Source organism: Pseudomonas sp. CFBP 13727, from assembly GCF_014841915.1.
Lineage (GTDB): Bacteria > Pseudomonadota > Gammaproteobacteria > Pseudomonadales > Pseudomonadaceae > Aquipseudomonas > Aquipseudomonas baltica.
Window position 1 is genome coordinate 872,944 of record NZ_JACYUT010000001.1, and the last position, 17,183, is coordinate 890,126.

Annotated in this window: 15 protein-coding genes; 12 read left to right on the forward strand and 3 right to left on the reverse strand. The window is 64.5% G+C overall.

Features of this window, described 5'->3' with window-relative positions:
* The first annotated feature begins 127 nt into the window (after positions 1 to 127).
* Positions 128 to 1,630, forward strand: coding sequence for a glycine betaine/L-proline transporter ProP (proP, locus tag IFT76_RS03855; protein ID WP_122478977.1), 1,503 nt, complete (start codon positions 128 to 130; stop codon positions 1,628 to 1,630).
* A 40-nt stretch (positions 1,631 to 1,670) separates the two neighbouring features.
* Here proP and mnmH read toward each other — a convergent pair whose 3' ends face one another.
* The gene (gene mnmH, locus IFT76_RS03860) at positions 1,671 to 2,768 is read right to left on the reverse strand and encodes a tRNA 2-selenouridine(34) synthase MnmH (RefSeq protein WP_192057456.1); all 1,098 of its coding nucleotides are present in this window, start codon (positions 2,766 to 2,768) and stop codon (positions 1,671 to 1,673) included.
* Positions 2,768 to 3,802, reverse strand: a complete 1,035-nt coding sequence (selD, locus tag IFT76_RS03865; RefSeq protein ID WP_192057457.1) for a selenide, water dikinase SelD — start codon at positions 3,800 to 3,802, stop codon at positions 2,768 to 2,770. Before selD ends, mnmH begins: the two co-directional genes overlap by 1 nt.
* 145 nt (positions 3,803 to 3,947) lie before the next feature.
* Here selD and IFT76_RS03870 point away from each other — a divergent pair, with 145 nt between their 5' ends.
* The 8 genes from IFT76_RS03870 (at position 3,948) to IFT76_RS03905 (ending at position 11,074) form a co-directional block, all read left to right on the forward strand.
* Positions 3,948 to 4,799, forward strand: a complete 852-nt coding sequence (locus tag IFT76_RS03870) for a putative selenate ABC transporter substrate-binding protein (RefSeq protein ID WP_192057458.1) — start codon at positions 3,948 to 3,950, stop codon at positions 4,797 to 4,799.
* Positions 4,796 to 5,593: a phosphonate ABC transporter ATP-binding protein gene (locus tag IFT76_RS03875; protein WP_192057459.1), complete on the forward strand. Its 798-nt coding sequence runs from the start codon at positions 4,796 to 4,798 to the stop codon at positions 5,591 to 5,593. Before IFT76_RS03870 ends, IFT76_RS03875 begins: the two co-directional genes overlap by 4 nt.
* Positions 5,587 to 6,414 (forward strand): PhnE/PtxC family ABC transporter permease, encoded by an 828-nt coding sequence (locus tag IFT76_RS03880; protein WP_192054049.1) that lies wholly within the window; start codon positions 5,587 to 5,589, stop codon positions 6,412 to 6,414. Before IFT76_RS03875 ends, IFT76_RS03880 begins: the two co-directional genes overlap by 7 nt.
* Complete coding sequence (phnE, locus tag IFT76_RS03885; RefSeq protein WP_192057460.1) at positions 6,411 to 7,178, forward strand: phosphonate ABC transporter, permease protein PhnE; 768 nt, start codon at positions 6,411 to 6,413, stop codon at positions 7,176 to 7,178. Before IFT76_RS03880 ends, phnE begins: the two co-directional genes overlap by 4 nt.
* A 145-nt stretch (positions 7,179 to 7,323) precedes the next feature.
* On the forward strand, positions 7,324 to 8,175 hold the full coding sequence (locus IFT76_RS03890; RefSeq protein ID WP_192057461.1) for an NAD-dependent epimerase/dehydratase family protein: 852 nt from the start codon (positions 7,324 to 7,326) through the stop codon (positions 8,173 to 8,175).
* Positions 8,176 to 8,217: 42 nt separating this feature from the next.
* Positions 8,218 to 9,201, forward strand: coding sequence for a TRAP transporter substrate-binding protein (locus IFT76_RS03895; protein WP_185793782.1), 984 nt, complete (start codon positions 8,218 to 8,220; stop codon positions 9,199 to 9,201).
* Between the two features lie 64 nt (positions 9,202 to 9,265).
* Entirely contained in the window at positions 9,266 to 9,793 is a 528-nt protein-coding gene (locus IFT76_RS03900) for a TRAP transporter small permease (protein WP_192054047.1), read from the forward strand.
* The gene (locus IFT76_RS03905; protein ID WP_122478995.1) at positions 9,794 to 11,074 is read left to right on the forward strand and encodes a TRAP transporter large permease; all 1,281 of its coding nucleotides are present in this window, start codon (positions 9,794 to 9,796) and stop codon (positions 11,072 to 11,074) included.
* 801 nt (positions 11,075 to 11,875) lie between these two features.
* On the opposite strand, the gene galE is transcribed toward IFT76_RS03905, so the two are convergent.
* The gene (gene galE / locus IFT76_RS03910) at positions 11,876 to 12,964 is read right to left on the reverse strand and encodes a UDP-glucose 4-epimerase GalE (protein WP_192057462.1); all 1,089 of its coding nucleotides are present in this window, start codon (positions 12,962 to 12,964) and stop codon (positions 11,876 to 11,878) included.
* A gap of 324 nt (positions 12,965 to 13,288) precedes the next feature.
* On the opposite strand from galE, the gene IFT76_RS03915 reads away from it, so the two are divergent.
* The 3 genes from IFT76_RS03915 to IFT76_RS03925 are packed head-to-tail and all read left to right on the forward strand — an operon-like array spanning position 13,289 to position 16,772.
* A complete protein-coding gene (locus tag IFT76_RS03915) occupies positions 13,289 to 14,458 on the forward strand; it encodes a glycosyltransferase family 1 protein (protein ID WP_192057463.1) in 1,170 nt (389 codons plus the stop codon).
* Positions 14,446 to 15,654, forward strand: a complete 1,209-nt coding sequence (glf, locus tag IFT76_RS03920) for a UDP-galactopyranose mutase (RefSeq protein WP_192057464.1) — start codon at positions 14,446 to 14,448, stop codon at positions 15,652 to 15,654. The genes IFT76_RS03915 and glf overlap by 13 nt, the downstream gene beginning before the upstream one ends.
* Before the next feature lie 29 nt (positions 15,655 to 15,683).
* Positions 15,684 to 16,772: a beta-glucosidase gene (locus tag IFT76_RS03925; protein WP_192057776.1), complete on the forward strand. Its 1,089-nt coding sequence runs from the start codon at positions 15,684 to 15,686 to the stop codon at positions 16,770 to 16,772.
* Positions 16,773 to 17,183 lie beyond the last annotated feature (411 nt).

Consider the following 17,183-nt stretch of genomic DNA (forward strand, 5'->3'; position numbering starts at 1 on the left):
TGTCGCTCCCATGGGTACGCTGGCGCCCGGACAACCGCTGCGATACTAAATCGCCGTCATCAGTGAATTATTTAGTGTCATTTTGTATCTCATGGGGACAAGCCGCTTTGACACAAGAGAAACACCCATGAAATCTCGCAGAAAAACCGTCAACCCGATCGGGTTGAACGACATCACCATCGTCGACGACGTCAAGATGCGCAAGGCGATCACCGCCGCCGCGCTTGGCAACGCCATGGAATGGTTCGACTTCGGCGTCTACGGCTTCGTGGCCTACGCCTTGGGCAAAGTGTTCTTCCCGGACGTCGATCCCAGTGTGCAGATGATCGCGGCCTTGGCCACCTTCTCGGTACCCTTCCTGATTCGCCCGCTGGGCGGCCTGTTCTTCGGCGCCCTGGGCGACAAGTACGGACGGCAGAAAGTCCTGGCTGCCACCATCGTGATCATGTCGTTGAGTACGTTCGCGATCGGCTTGATTCCGTCCTATGCCTCCATCGGCATCTGGGCACCCATCCTGCTGCTGCTGGCGAAGATGGCCCAGGGCTTCTCGGTGGGCGGTGAATACACCGGCGCCTCGATCTTCGTGGCCGAGTACGCTCCGGACCGCAAACGCGGTTTCCTCGGCAGCTGGCTGGACTTCGGCTCGATCGCCGGTTTCGTGCTCGGTGCAGGCGTGGTGGTGGGCATCTCCGCAGTAATCGGCGAAGAGAAGTTCCTCGACTGGGGTTGGCGCGTGCCGTTCTTCCTGGCCCTGCCGCTGGGCATGATCGGCCTCTACCTGCGTCATGCGCTGGAAGAAACCCCAGCGTTCCAGCAGCACGTCGAGAAGCTCGAACAAGGCGACCGCGAAGGCCTGGCCGGCGGCCCCAAGGTATCGTTCAAGGAAGTGGCAACCAAGCACTGGCGCAGCCTGCTGACCTGCATCGGCATCGTCGCGGTGACCAACGTCACCTACTACATGCTGCTCACCTACATGCCCAGCTACCTGTCGCACAACCTGCACTACAGCGAAAGCCATGGCGTGTTGATCATCATTGCGATCATGGTCGGCATGCTGTTCGCCCAACCGCTGATCGGCTTCGCCAGCGACAAGTTCGGCCGCAAGCCTTTCATTCTGTTCGGCAGCATCGGCCTGTTCTTCCTGGCCATCCCGGCCTTCATGCTGATCAACAGCGGCCAGATCGGTTGGATCTTCGCCGGGCTGCTGATGCTGGCCGTGGTGCTGAACTTCTTCATCGGCGTCATGGCGTCCACGTTGCCGGCGATGTTCCCCACGCACATCCGCTACAGCGCCCTGGCCAGTGCATTCAACGTATCAGTACTGATTGCCGGCCTGACACCGACGGCCGTGGCCTGGCTGGTGGAAAGCACCGACGACCTGTACATGCCTGCCTATTACCTGATGGTGTTTGCCGTGGTCGGCTTCATCACCGCCATCACCATGAAGGAGACGGCCAACAAGCCGTTGCGCGGCGCTGCGCCAGCGGCCTCGGACATCGCCGAAGCCCGTGAACTGCTGGTCGAGCACCACGACAACATCGAGCAGAAGATCGAAGACATCGACAGCGAGATCGCCGCGCTGCAAGCCAAGCGCGAGCTTCTGGTGCAACAGCACCCGCGGATCAACTGAGCCAAGCCTGGCCAGGGCCTGAAGACTGCACTCGCCGTCTTCAGCCCCTGGCCAGACGCTCGCGCAGGTAGTCGACCACGGCCGCCTGATCGCCAGCGAACTCGATGCGCGCCGCCTTGCTCTCGCGTTGATAGGCGTACATCGGGTCGTAGTACTCGTGCAGCAGGCCTTCGATCCAGCCACGGTGCAGGTCGACCAGGCCATAGCGCCGCTGCTCTTCCAGCGCGGCCTGCATGAGGCCCTGCAGGCGTTGATGGCGCTCGCCGCCCAGACGCTTGTGGATGCGGTCCAGACTCTGCAGCAGACGCTCGGCAAACAGCGCTTCACCGCGCTCGCCATACAACCCGACGAAGTCTGCGCACAGGTCTACCACGTAGTCGCGCAGGATACGCTTGACGCGATTCTGGAAGCTGTCTTCCAGCCAAACCAATGGATACGCCTGCATGCCCTGATGCAGGCTCAACGGCACGTTGCAACTGCCCACCAGGCGGCTTTCGTCCTCGAGCACGAACTGCTCGATGCCAGCGGCCCGCTTCTTCAACACGTCGATCGCCAGGCTGTTTTCGAAATCGATCTGCACAGGCTGCCCGGTCGCACGCTTGCCGAAGCTGGAACCGCGGTGGTTGGCGTGGCCTTCCAGGTCCAAAGCGTTGCTCAATTGCGCCAGCACGTCGGTCTTGCCAGTGCCGGTCATGCCGCCCAGAACGACGAACTGGCACTGTTCGACGGCTTGTTCCAAGGTGTCGAGCAGAAAGCTGCGCATGGCCTTGTAGCCGCCCAGTACCCGCGGGTACTCGACGCCTGCCTCGCGCAGCCAGCGCTGTACGGTCTGCGAGCGCAGGCCGCCGCGGAAGCAATACAGATAGCCCTCGGGATTGGCCTTGGCGAATGCCACCCAGGCTTCGACCCGGCGCGCCTTGATCTCGCCGGACACCAGCCGGTGCCCCAACTCGATGGCGGCTTCCTGGCCGTGCTGCTTGTAGCAGGTACCGACTTTCTGCCGTTCCAGGTCGTCCATCAAGGGCAGGTTGTGCACGCCGGGAAATGCGCCCTTGTCGAATTCGACCGGCGCGCGCGCGTCCATCATCGCTACCTCGCCGAGGAACAACGTGCGGTAGTCGCTGCTGTCTTCGCGCATCAGAACACCTCGACAGCGTGGGGCTGGCGATCGATCAAGGTGCCGATCGGCGCCAGGTGCAGACCCAGTTCGGCAGCCAGCGCGACGAACTCGGCTTCGCCGGCAGCGCTGACGGCTACCAACAGGCCGCCACTGGTCTGCGGATCGCAGAGCAGGTCACGCTGCTCGTCGCTCAACGCGGCGATGCGTTCGCCGTAGCTGTCGAAGTTGCGCTGGGTGCCGCCCGGCACGCAGCCCTCGCGCAGGTAGTGGTCGATGCCGGGCAGGCGCGGCACCGCGGCGTATTCCAGGCGTGCGGTCAGTTGGGCACCGTCGGCCATTTCGACCAGGTGCCCGAGCAGGCCGAAACCGGTGACGTCGGTCATCGCGGTGACCTCGCGCAGCTTGCCGAAGCGGCTGCCGGGCTTGTTCAGCGTGCACATCCAGTCGCGGGCCACGCCCACGTCTTCTTCACGCAGCCGGGATTTCTTCTCTGCGGTGGTGAGAATGCCGATGCCCAGCGGCTTGGTCAGGTACAGGCGGTCGCCGACCTGGGCGGTGTCGTTGCGTTTCATGTGGCGCTTGTCGACCAGACCGGTCACCGCCAGGCCGAAGATGGGTTCGGGAGCGTCGATCGAATGGCCACCGGCCAGGGGAATGCCGGCAGCATCGCACACCGCCCGACCGCCGCGGATCACCTCGCGGGCAACTTCCGGGGGCAGCAGGTTGACCGGCCAGCCGAGAATGGCGATGGCCATCAACGGATCGCCGCCCATGGCATAGATGTCGCTGATGGCGTTGGTGGCGGCAATGCGCCCGAAATCGAAGGGGTCGTCGACGATGGGCATGAAGAAATCGGTGGTCGACACCACCCCGCGCTCGTCGTCGATGGCATACACCGCGGCATCGTCGCGCGAAGCATTGCCGACCCACAGCTTCGGGTCCAGGTTCTGTGCGCCGCTGCCGGCCAGAATCACCTCCAATACCTTGGGCGAAATCTTGCAGCCGCAACCGGCTCCATGGCTGTACTGGGTCAAACGGATAGGCGAATTCATGGCAGCATTCTCGACGTCCTGGAATCAGGCTGCGAATTCTATCAAAGCTGGCCTTTCCTGCAGTGACTCTTATAATCGCGCCACCTCGTATCCACGCGTGCCGGGCCTTGCCCGCGCTGCTTGCGTCATCTTTCGGAGACCCACCATGTTCAAGCGCTCCCTGTCACTGGTCGCCGGCCTCGCTCTTTGCGCCAGCGCCGTCACCAGCTTCGCTGCCGATGTCTTGCGTGTTTCGGCCATCCCGGACGAGGCGCCCACCGAACTGCTGCGCAAGTTCAAGCCGCTGGGTGCCTACCTCGAGCAGAAGATCGGCATGAAGGTCGAGTTCGTGCCGGTGGCCGACTACCCTGCCGTGGTCGAGGCGCTGGCGACCGATCGCCTGGACATGGCCTGGCTGGGCGGTTTCACCTTCGTTCAGGTCAACCTGAAGACCGGCAACGCGATTCCCCTGGTACAGCGCGAGCAGGATGCGCAGTTCACCAGCAAGTTCATCACCAGCGACCCGAACGTCAAGTCGCTGGCCGACCTCAAGGGCAAGACCTTCGCCTTCGGTTCGATCTCGTCGACCTCCGGCAGCCTGATGCCGCGCTACTTCATGCTGCAGGACAACATCAAGCCGGAAACCTACTTCAGCCGGGTCGCCTACTCCGGCGCCCATGACGCCACCGCGGCGTGGGTACAGGCGGGCAAGGTCGACGCCGGCGTGCTCAATGCCAGCGTGTGGGACAAGCTGGTCAACAGCGGCAAGGTTGATACCAGCAAGGTCAAGGTGTTCGCCACCACGCCGACCTACTTCGACTACAACTGGACCGTGCGCGGTACCCTGGACCCGGCCCTGGCAGAAAAGATCAAACAGGCCTTCCTCGCCCTCGACCCGGCCAAGCCCGACGACAAGGCCATTCTCGACCTGCAGGCGGCCAGCCGCTTCATCGCCACCAAGCCTGAGAACTACAAGGGTATCGAGGACGCCGCTCGCGCTGCCGACCTGTTGAAATGACCCTGCGGCTGTCGGCCATCGACCTGCGCCACCGTAACGGTGTGCAGGCCCTGCGCGATGTGAACCTGAGCATCGAGCCCGGCGAGCGCGTGGCAATCATCGGCCCTTCGGGCGCCGGCAAGTCCAGCCTGCTCAACGTGCTGGCAACCGCTCTGCCGCCCAGCGCCGGTGAGCTGCAGGTGCTGGGCATGCAGCCCTGGCGCCTCGGCAGTCGCGCGCGCCAGCGTCTGCGCGCACGTATCGCGCTGATCCATCAGGCCCCGCCGCTGCCGCCGCGGCAACGGGTGGTGACTGCCGTGCTGGCCGGCAAGCTGGGGCAATGGGGGCTGGGCAAGAGCCTGCTCAACCTGCTGCACCCGGTGGACATCGACGGTGCCCGTGCGCTGCTGGCGCGGCTGGACCTGGACGACAAGCTGTTCGCCCAGTGCCAGCAATTGTCCGGCGGCCAGTTGCAGCGTGTCGGCATCGCCCGCGCCCTGTACCAGGCGCCGGAGCTGTTGCTGGCGGACGAGCCCGTCTCGGCGATGGACCCACGGCTGGCCAGGCACACGCTGGACATGCTTTGCCAGCATGCCAGCGAACAGCGCGTCACGCTGGTGGCCAGCCTGCACACGGTGGAGCTGGCGCTGGCCTGCTTCCCACGGATCGTCGGCGTGCGCGACGGCCAGATCGCTTTCGATCTGGAGGTCACGCAGGTCACCGCGCAGCGCCTGGAGGCGTTGTACGCGAACGAAAACCTGAGCCGCGTGCAAACGCCGGCCGACACCCCTGCTCACTGGCTGCCGCGATGCTGAAAAGGGACCGACGCGACCCTGCCGCGCTGCCGCGCCTTCTGCTTGCCGCCCTGGCGGTGCTGTTGTTGTGGCCCGGCATACGCCTGGCCGAGCTCGATCCATGGGTCCTGTTCGACCCGGCCAGCACCCAGTCCATGGGGGCTTTTCTCGCCGACTTCTGGCCGCCCGCGCATGACCCCGCGTTTCTGACGCTGCTGCTGGACGCCACCTTGCAGACCCTGGCCATCGCCACGGCCGGCATGGCCCTGGCGCTGACCTTGGCCATTCCCGCCGGCCTGCTGGCCAGCCGCGCGCTGTCGCTGTCGGCTGCCAACCTCGGCGGCCAACCCGGCTGGGCCGGCACCTGCGTACGCTGGCCGGTGCGTGGCGTGCTGATTTTTCTGCGCAGCGTGCCGGAAATCGTCTGGGCCCTGCTGTTCGTCCGCGCCGTCGGCCTGGGCCCGACGGCCGGCGTGCTGGCCATCGCCATCACCTACGCCGGCATGCTCGGCAAGGTGTATGCCGAGATCTGCGAGTCGGTCGACCAGCGCCCGGCCCAGGCGCTGCTGCGCGCCGGCGCCGGCCGCCTGGCTGCGTTCGCCTATGGCATTCTCCCGGCCGCTGCCGCCGAGCTGACGTCCTACACCGTGTACCGCTGGGAATGCGCCGTGCGCGCCTCGGTGGTGATGGGCTTCGTCGGCGCCGGCGGGCTGGGCCAGCAGATCGACCTGTCGATGCGCATGTTCGCCTCGGCCGAGGTGGCCAGCATGCTGCTGACGTTCATCGCCCTGGTGTTGCTCGCGGACCTGCTCAGCCGCCTGCTCAGGGGACGCTTCGCATGAGGCGCCTAAGCAACCTGCTGCTGGTGCTGGCGATGGTGCTGGCGGTGGTCGGCTCCTTCGTCTATCTGGGCCTGGACCTGTTCACCCTGACCAATGTCGACAGCCTGCAGCACATGACCAGCTACGCGGCACGCTTCATGTCGCCTGACCTCAGTGCCACCCACCTGCGCGCGGTGGGCCATGGCGCGCTGGAAACCCTGGCGATGTCGGCGTTGGGCACGCTGCTGGCGGCGCTCGCCGGTCTGCTGCTGGCCATCCCCGCAGCCGGGCGCCTGGGCTGGCTGGCGCAAGGCGTGACGAAACTGGTGCTCAATGCCCTGCGGGCCATTCCCGAACTGGTCTGGGCGGTGTTGATGGTGCTCGCCGCAGGCCTGGGGCCGAATGCCGGCACCCTGGCCCTGGCGCTGCACACCGCCGGGGTCCTCGGCCGTCTGTTTGCCGAGGCCCTGGAAAACACCCCTGCCGCACCCGCCGCCGCCATCCGCCTGCAGGGCGGCAATGCCTGGCTGGCCTTCTGTTACGGCACCTTGCCCAATCTGTGGCCGCAACTGCTGGCCTACACCCTGTACCGTTGGGAAAACAATATTCGCATGGCCAGCATCCTCGGTTTCGTCGGTGCCGGCGGGCTGGGACAGATGCTTTACGTGAGCCTGAGCCTGTTCCAGGAAGCACGGGCCAGCACGCTCATCTTGGCCATGCTGGCGCTGGTACTGGCGGTGGATGCCTTGAGCGGCTGGATGCGCCAACGCTGGATTCGCCTGTAGCCAGGCCGTGCTGAGCGCAAACGGCATTCGACCTTGGTGTATTTCGACATTGGTCGCGTTGACAAGATCGCCGAGAGCTGTCGATAATCCGAAATAAGTCATACGACAACAGATGACAAAATAATAACGATAAAAGGACTCGCTCATGACAGGCACTCACTCCGTCCAGAATCCCTTCGATCGCCTTCTCCTGACCGGCGCCGCCGGCGGTCTGGGGAAGGTGCTGCGAGAAAGTCTGAAACCCTTCGCCCGCACCCTGCGGCTCTCCGATATCGTCCCGCTTCCCGCCTCTTCCGATACTGGTTCTGCTACCCGTTCCGACACGCAGGAAGAATTCCAGTTGTGCGATCTCGCCGACAAGCAGGCAGTGCACGAGCTGGTGCAGGGCGTGGACGCCATCGTGCATTTTGGCGGGGTGTCGGTGGAGCACGCGTTCGAAGACATCCTGGGGCCCAATATCTGCGGGGTTTTCCACATCTACGAAGCCGCACGCCGGCATGGCGTCAAGCGCGTGGTGTTCGCCAGCTCCAACCACGTGATCGGTTTCTACAAGCAGGACCAGACCATCGACGCCCATTCGCCCCGGCGTCCGGACAGCTATTACGGCCTGTCCAAGTCCTACGGCGAAGACCTGGCAACGTTCTACTTCGATCGCTACGGCATCGAAACCGTCAGCATCCGCATCGGCTCTTCGTTTCCCGAGCCGGCCAATCGCCGAATGATGAGCACCTGGCTCAGTTTCGACGACCTGACCCGCCTCATCGAGCTGAGCCTGTTCACCCCGGACGTCGGCCACACGGTGGTGTATGGCGCCTCGGCGAACCGTGACTTGTGGTGGGACAACCGTTTTGCCGCGCACCTGGGCTTCACACCCAAGGACAGCTCGGAAGTGTTCCGCGACAAGATCGAAGCTCAGCCGATGCCTGCCGCCGACGACCCGGCGAGGGTCTATCAGGGCGGCGCCTTCGTGGCCGCCGGGCCGTTTGGCGACAACTGAATCCTTTGCGACTTTAAAACAACAACAACGCTGGAGTTATCCATGGATTTCAAACGCACGTTACTCGTAGCCGCTCTCCCGCTCGCCTTCTGCCTGTCCGGGCTGGCGCAGGCCGAGATCAAGATCAAGTTCGCCGAAGTGCACCCGGCCGGCTACCCGCCGGTGGTGGCCGAGCAGGCCATGGGCAAGAAACTCGAAGAGCAGAGCAAGGGCGAGATCAGCTTCAAGATGTTCGCAGGCGGTGTACTGGGTTCCGAGAAGGAAGTGGTCGAGCAGGTGCAGAGCAACGCGGTGCAGATGACCCGCGTCAGCCTGGGCATCGTCGGCCCGGTAGTACCGGACGTGAACGTGTTCAACCTGCCGTTCATTTTCCGCGACCAGGCCCACATGCGCAGCATCATCGACGGCGAGATCGGTCAGGAGATTCTCGACAAGATCACCAACTCCGAATTCAACCTGGTCGCGCTGGGCTGGATGGATGGCGGTACGCGCAACCTCTACACCAAGAAGCCGGTACGGCAGATCAGTGACCTCAAGGGCATGAAGATCCGCGTGCAAGGCAACCCGGTATTCATCGACACCATCAACCAGATGGGCGGCAACGGCATCGCCATGGCCACCGGCGAGATCTTCAGCGCCCTGCAGACCGGCGTGATCGACGGCGCCGAGAACAATCCGCCGACCATGCTCGAACACAACCACTACCAGAACGCCAAGTTCTACACGCTCACCGAACACCTGATCCTCCCCGAGCCCATCGTGATGTCGAAGATCACCTGGAACAAGCTCAACCCCGAGCAACAGGCGCTGGTGAAAAAGCTCTCCCGCGAAGCACAGATGGAAGAGCGCGTGCTGTGGGACAAGAAATCCAGCGAAGCCGAAGCCAAGCTCAAGGCCGGTGGCGTGGAGTTCATCACCCTCACGCCCGAGCAGAAGAAAGCCTTCTACGATGCGACCCAGCCAGTGCGCGACAAGTACGGCGCGCCTTACAAAGAGCTGATCACCCGCATCGAAGCCGTCAAGTAAGTCTGTCCGTCAACACCACGGGGGACCGGGCATGTGCCCGCTCCCCCGCCGCTGGGTGAGCCTCATGAAAAACACTGTGCTGCGTTTCAACGACCTGCTTTACCGGGTGTGCATCGGGATCGCCGGCTTGTCGGTCCTGACCATGACCCTGATCATTCCATGGGGCATCTTTACCCGCTACGCACTGGGCAGCGGTTCCAGTTGGCCGGAGCCGGTGGCAATCCTGCTGATGGTGGTCTTCACCTTCTTCGGCGCCGCCGCCAGCTACCGCGCCGGCGCACACATGGCGGTAGCCATGGCCGTGGACCGCATGCCGGCGCAGGTTCGCCGAGTGGCGGCATTCGCGGTTCAGCTCCTGATGGCGGTGGTCGCGCTGTTCATGATCTTCAAGGGCTTCAAGCTGTGCGCCAACACCTGGAACCAGTACCTGGGTGAAATTCCTTCCATGCGGGTAGGCATTTCCTACCTGCCCATCCCGATCGGCGGCATCGTGACTTTGGTATTCATCCTCGAGAAGCTGTTCCTGGGTGACCAGAGCCACCGCGCCGTGATGCGGTTCGACGTCGTAGAAGCCAGTGAAGGTGCCGCGTAAATGGATGCTCTCATACTGTTGGGCAGCTTCATCGCCTTGATCCTGGTGGGCATGCCGGTGGCCTATGCGCTGGGCCTGTCGGCGTTGATCGGGGCCTGGTGGATCGACATCCCGGCCGACGCCCTGATGATCCAGATCGCCGGTGGGGTGAACAAATTCTCGCTGCTGGCCATTCCGTTCTTCGTGCTGGCGGGTGCGATCATGGCCGAAGGCGGCATGTCGCGCCGGCTGGTGGCCTTCGCCGGCGTGCTGGTGGGCTTCGTGCGCGGAGGCCTGTCGCTGGTCAACATCGTCGCTTCGACCTTTTTCGGTGCCATCTCAGGTTCGTCAGTCGCCGATACCGCATCGGTGGGTTCGGTGTTGATTCCGGAAATGGAGCGGGCCGGCTATCCGCGTGATTTCTCCACGGCCGTAACCGTCAGCGGCTCGGTCCAGGCCCTGCTGACGCCACCGAGCCACAACTCGGTGCTGTACTCGCTGGCCGCTGGCGGCTCGGTGTCGATCGCTTCGCTGTTCATGGCCGGGATCATGCCAGGGCTGTTGCTCAGTGCTGTGATGATGGGCTTGTGCATGATCTTTGCGCGCAAGCGCAACTATCCCAAGGGAGAAGTCATTCCGATGCGCCAGGCGCTGAAGATCGCCGGTGAGGCGTTGTGGGGAATGATGGCGCTGGTGATCATTCTCGGCGGCATCCTCTCGGGCGTGTTCACCGCGACCGAGTCGGCAGCCATCGCCGTGTTGTGGTCGTTCTTCGTGACCATGTTCATCTACCGCGACTACAAGTGGCGCGACCTGCCCAAGCTGATGCACCGGGCGGCGCGGACCATTTCCATCGTGATGATTCTGATCGGTTTCGCTGCCAGCTTCGGGTACATCCTGACGCTGATGGAAATCCCGATGAAGATCACCACGGCGTTCCTGACGCTGTCGGACAACCGCTACGTGATCCTGATGTGCATCAACGTGATGCTGCTGATGCTGGGCACGATCATGGACATGGCGCCGTTGATTCTGATCCTGACACCGATCCTGTTGCCGGTGATCGTCAGCGTGGGTGTGGATCCGGTGCATTTCGGCATGATCATGCTGGTCAACCTGGGCATAGGCCTGATCACACCACCGGTGGGTGCCGTGCTGTTCGTCGGTGCGGCGGTCGGCAAGGTGACCATCGAAGCCACGGTCAAGGCCCTGCTGCCGTTCTACCTGGCGCTGTTCCTGGTGCTGATGCTGGTCACCTACATTCCGGCCATCTCCCTCTGGCTGCCGAGCGTGGTGTTGTAAATCCAAGTGTTGCGGGGTGTCCAACACCCCGCAGCGACCGATGCACTGAAATCCCTGCAGCAGCGGCGCAAGCCGCGTCGGTGGTCACGCACATCTCCCCACACCCCCGCAGCCCCTGTAGCAGCGGCGCAAGCCGCGTCGGCGGTCACGCACATCTCCCTACACCACCGCAGCCCCCTGTAGCAGCGGCGCGAGCCGCGTCGGCGGTGCATGCTATCCGGCTGTCACACCGCGGCGTATCCGGACGCGGCTTGCGCCGCTGCTACAGGGGACGGAGGTGTTCCTCGAGGGCCTTCGTAGGAGCGGTCCGTGGCCGCGAAGTTGTCGCCGCGGTGTGCCAGACCATCCGCGGTGCCCTTTCGCGGCCGATGACCGCTCCTACGCAGGGTGCTGGCGGCGGTGGGCTCGTCAACCACATCCCCCCACACCACCGCAGCCCCTGTAGCAGCGGCGCAAGCCGCGTCGGCGGTGCATGCTGTCCGGCTGTCACACCGCGGCGTATCCGGACGCGGCTTGCGCCGCTGCTACAGGGGGACGGAGGTGTTCCCCAAGGGCCTTCGTAGGAGCGGTCCGTGGCCGCGAAGTTGTCGCCGCGGTGTGACAGACCATCCGCGGTGCCCTTTCGCGGCCGATGACCGCTCCTACGCAGAGTGCTGGCGGCAGTCACGCACATCCCCACACCACCGCAGCCCCTTGTAGCAGCGGCGCAAGCCGCGTCGGCGGTCACGCACACCCCCCCACACCACCGCAGCCCCTGTAGCAGCGGCGCAAGCCGCGTCGGCGGTGCATGCTATCCGGCTGTCACACCGCGGCGTGTCCGGCCGCGGCTTGCGCCGCTGCTACAGGGATCGTGGTAGAGGTTTCGGTTGTATAGACGATGGGCCGGTGTTCCTCTGCCAGGCGGCGCTCCCAGCGCCAGGCGTCGCGCAGCATGTCGTCCAGGCCGCGTCGGGCCTGCCAGCCCAGCTCGCGGCGCGCCTTGCCCGGGTTGGCCCAGCACTGCGCCACGTCGCCCATGCGCCTGGGCTCGAAGGCCAGGGCGATGGGCACCCCGCAGGTGCGGGTGAAAGCATCGACCACCTGCAATACCGAATACCCCCGCCCGGTTCCCAGATTCCAGACGCGCACCCCGCTGCCGCCCAACAATGCCTGCAAAGCCCGCCAGTGTCCTTCGGCCAGGTCCATCACATGCACGTAATCACGAACGCCGGTGCCGTCCGGCGTAGCGTAGTCGTTGCCGAACACCTGCAGCACGTCGCGCCGCCCACTGGCCACCTGCAGAAGGTACGGCAGCAGGTTGTTCGGCACCTGTGCCGGCGCCTCGCCCAGCTCGCCCGATTCATGGGCGCCGATGGGGTTGAAATAGCGCAGCAGCCCGACCGACCAGCGCGCATCCGAAGCCGCCAGGCTGAGCATGACGTTCTCCGCCATCAGCTTGGAAAACCCGTAGGGGTTGGTCGGCAATCCGGTGGCGCAGGTTTCGTCGATGGGCATCGTGGCGCAGTCGCCATAGACCGTCGCCGAAGAGCTGAAAATCAGCGTGAAGACACCGGCGGCCGCCATCGCCTGGCACAGCGCAATGCTGCCGCCGACATTGCTGTCGTAATAGCGCAACGGCTCGCGCACGCTCTCGCCAACCGCTTTCAAGCCAGCGCAATGAATCACCGCAGCGATGGGAAAATCCGCGAACAGGGCATCCAGCTGCGCTCGGTTGCGCACGTCGCCGAGTACGAACCGGGCCCGCCGTCCGCCCAGCCGGGCAATACGCTCCAGGCTTGCACGCGAGCTGTTGCAGAGGTTGTCGAAGATCACCACAGTCTGCCCATGAGCAAGCAGTTGCAGCACCACCTGTGCGCCGATGTAACCCGTACCGCCTGTGACCAGAATCATCGCCGTCGCTCCCGTCGCCCGCAGGCGCACCGGTCAAGATCAAGAGATAGCACCTGCGTGATACGACGACGGGATCAGGCCTATGAAACTATGGGCGCGCGCGGTGGCGCGGAGTTCCAGGCGGCAGCCAGACGGTTGGCATATCCCAGGCGGTCGGCAAATCAAAGTTGAACGCCGCCTGCAGCGACGGCGTCTCAATCAGTACCAACGCACCGCGCGCATGCACTCGCTCGCCGCACTGCCTTGCAACATCCATCCGGGTGGCGTCGAAGCCCAGCTCAACTGGCTTCAGTCCCGATTCAGGCACTGACCAAGGACACCCCCATGACCGATGTGGCGCCGCCCGGCTTCACCCCTGCCCCACTGTCCACTCCAGCGCGCACCGCGACGCCCGCAGGCCGACCGCTGATGCTATGTCTGTCGCACTTGCGCTGGGGGTTCGTCTACCAGCGACCCCAACACCTCATGTCACGCCTGGCGCAGAGCTACGACGTGCTGTTCTTCGAAGAGCCGCTGTTCGCCGAGCATGTGCAACCGCAGTTGCTGGCCAGCCATCCAGCACACGGCGTGACCGTGCTGGTGCCGCAGCTGCCGGCGGGCACCCCTCACGACCAGGTCATCGCGATGCAGCGCGACCTGCTCGATGGCTACCTGGCCCAGCACCGCGACGCCGAACTGCTGCTCTGGTACCTGACCCCGATGAGCCTGGCGTTCACTGACCATCTGCACGGCCAGGTGACTATCTTCGATTGCATGGACGAGTTGTCCGCATTCATGGGCGCTCCGCCGGAACTCATCGAAAGGGAACGCCAACTGTTGGCGCGTGCCGACGTGGTGTTCACCGGGGGGCAGAGTCTGTGGGAAGCCAAGCGCCATCAGCACGACAACGCCCACGCCATGCCCAGTAGTGTCGACATCGCTCACTTTGCCCAGGCCCGGGCGTTGCTGCCCGATCCGGCCGATCAGGCCGCGATCGGCCACCCGCGGCTGGGCTTCTTCGGTGTCATCGACGAGCGTTTCGACATCCAGTTGGTCGATGAGCTGGCCCGGCAGCGGCCACAGTGGCAGATCGTGCTGATCGGCCCGGTGGTGAAGATCGATCCGCAGACCTTGCCGCAACGCGCCAACATTCACTACCTCGGGGCGAAGCAGTATGAGCAATTGCCCCACTACCTGGCCGGCTGGGACGTTGCCCTCATGCCGTTCGCGATCAATGCTTCCACGCGCTTCATCAGCCCGACCAAGACCCCCGAATACCTTGCTGGCGGGCGCCCGGTGGTGTCGACACCGATTGCCGACGTGATCAGCGGCTATGGCACCAGCGGTGTCGTAAGCATCGCCGACACCCCCACGGCATTCATCGCTGCGGTGGAACGCGCACTGGGTGCCGAAGCCCGTGACAGCGTGGTCGTCCAGGCCGATGCCGCATTGGATGGCATGTCGTGGGACAAGACCTGCAACGCCATGAAGGAGCAGATCGAATGCCTCAGGTAACCCTCGACAGCGCCTGCCGTGGTCCGTCCGCTCACGGCGATGGACGCCCTTATGATTACCTGGTGGTGGGTGCCGGCTTCGCTGGCAGCGTCATTGCCGAGCGCCTGGCCGCAGGGCTTGGCATGAACGTGCTGGTGATCGACCGTCGTGAGCATATCGGCGGCAACGCCTACGACCATCTGGATGCAGCGGGCGTCATGGTCCACCGCTACGGGCCGCACATCTTCCATACCAACGCCCAGCGCATCGTCGACTATCTGTCGCGTTTCACCCAGTGGCGCCCTTACGAGCACCGCGTGCTGGCCCGGGTCGACGACCACCTGGTGCCGATCCCGATCAACCTGACCACGCTCAATACGCTGTTCGACTTGCAGATGGACGAGGCCGGGGCCGAGCGCTTTCTTGCCGAACGGGCGCAGCCGGTTGAATGCATCCGCACCTCCGAGGATGTGGTGATCAATCAGATCGGCGAGCAGCTCTACCAGAAGTTCTTCCAGGGCTACACCCGCAAGCAGTGGGGCCTGGACCCTTCGCAGCTGGACAAGTCGGTGACCTCGCGGATCCCCACGCGCACCAACGTCGACGACCGCTACTTCACCGACAGTTTTCAGGCAATGCCGCTCGATGGCTACACGCGCATGTTCGAGAACATGCTCGACCATCCCCGCATCGACGTGTTGCTGGACACCGATTTCGCCCGGGTGCGCGAGCAGTTGGCGTACACCCAGCTGATCTATTGCGGCCCGGTGGACGAATACTTCGAGTTCCGCCTGGGTCGCCTGCCCTACCGGTCGCTGCGCTTCGAACACAAGACCCTCCAGCAACCACAGTTGCAAGCGGTGGCCGTAGTCAACTACCCCGATGAAGCGGTGCCCTACACGCGCATCACCGAATACAAGCACCTCACCGGTCAGCAACATCCGCACACCAGTATCACCTATGAATACCCCTGCGCCGAAGGCGACCCCTACTACCCGATTCCGCGAGCCGAAAACGCCCAGCTGTATCAACGCTACAAGGCGCTGGCGGACGACACGCCGGGGGTGACATTCCTCGGGCGACTGGGCACCTACAAGTACTACAACATGGATCAGGTCGTGGGCCAGGCGCTGGCACTGTATCAACGGATCGAGCAGCAAGCCTTGCCGACCGAGGGAGCCGGGGCGTCGACGGCGCTCGACGAGCAAGGCGCTTGAACCCGCCTGGCCTGTTCAATACCTTCATCATGGCCGGCTACGAATGCGCCGCGCAGCGGCGGCGCGATGGTGAACGTGTGGATGTGCAGGTCAGCACCGGCCATCTGCGCTGGGCGGCCCATGACTATCGTCAGCTGCTGGCCAGTGGCATTGGTGCCGCACGCGACGGCCTGCGCTGGCATGTGATCGAACAGCGTCCAGGGTATTACGACTGGAGCAGTTTCCTGCCCCTGCTGCGCGCCGCACGCGAGTGCAATCTGCAGGTGGTGTGGGACCTGTGTCACTACGGCTACCCGGATGGCCTGGATATCTGGCGACCCGAATTCGTCGAACGCTTTGCGCGCTTCTCCGGGGCCGCGGCACGGTTGATGGTTGATGAAGGCTTCGAGGCGCCCTTTTGTTCCCCCATCAACGAGATGTCGTTCTGGAGTTGGGCCGGCGGCGACGTCGGCTATTTCAACCCCGGCGCGCATGGCCGTGGGCTGGAACTCAAGCATCAGCTGGTGCGGGCCAGCATCGAGGCGATCGAGGCCATTCACGCGCAGGCGCCTGCGGCGCGTTTGGTTCAGTGCGACCCGCTGATTCACGTCGTGCCGGACTCATCACGCGCCGTGGACCAGGAGCGCGCCGAGGGTCAGCGGCTGTCGCAGTTCCAGGCCTGGGACATGCTGGCCGGTCGGCAGTGGCCGGGGCTGGGCGGCTGTGAAGCGTACCTGGACATCATCGGGGCCAACTTCTACCCGCAGAATCAGTGGCGGCACAATGGCGAACGGATCTTGCGCGGGCACCCCGAGTTTCGTCCGCTGGCCGGGCTGCTGGCTGAGCTCCATCGGCGTTACGGACGGCCGATTCTGCTGGCCGAAACCGGCGCCGAGGGTGATGCGCGCGGGCCGTGGCTGGACTACGTGGGCAGCCAGCTGGCAGTGGCGCTGCAACGCGGGGTCGATGTGCAGGGGCTGTGCTGGTACCCGTTTCTGGACTATCCGGGTTGGGATGACGGCCGTTATTGTCCCGCAGGCGTGTTCGGCGACGCCGACGGTGCGGGTACCCGCGCGCCGTATCATCCGTTGCTGATGCAGTTGCAGGCATTGGAAAAGCTGCACCGGCCCGGTCAGTGACGGTGGGCGTGTACCCGCAGCCACGCGTTGCCCCCGGACGCGGCTCGCGCCGCTGCTACAGGGGACACAGGCGTTCCCGCAGGGCCTTCGCAGGAGCGGTCTGTGGCCGCGCAGCCGTTGCCGCGGTGTGCCAGATAATCCGCAGCGCCCCTTCGCGGCCGATGACCGCTCCTACGGGAAGTGCAGGCGCCCCCACACACCCCCGCAGTCCTGTAGCAGCGGCGCAAGCCGCGTCAGCGGTGCATGCTATCCGGCTGTCACACCGCGGCGTATTCGGACGCGGCTCGCGCCGCTGCTACAGGGGATGGAGGCGTGCCTGCAGGGCCTTCGTAGGAGCGGTCTGTGGCCGCGAAGCCGTCGTCGTGGTGTGTCAGATAATCCACAGCGCCCCTTCGCGGCCATTGACCGCTC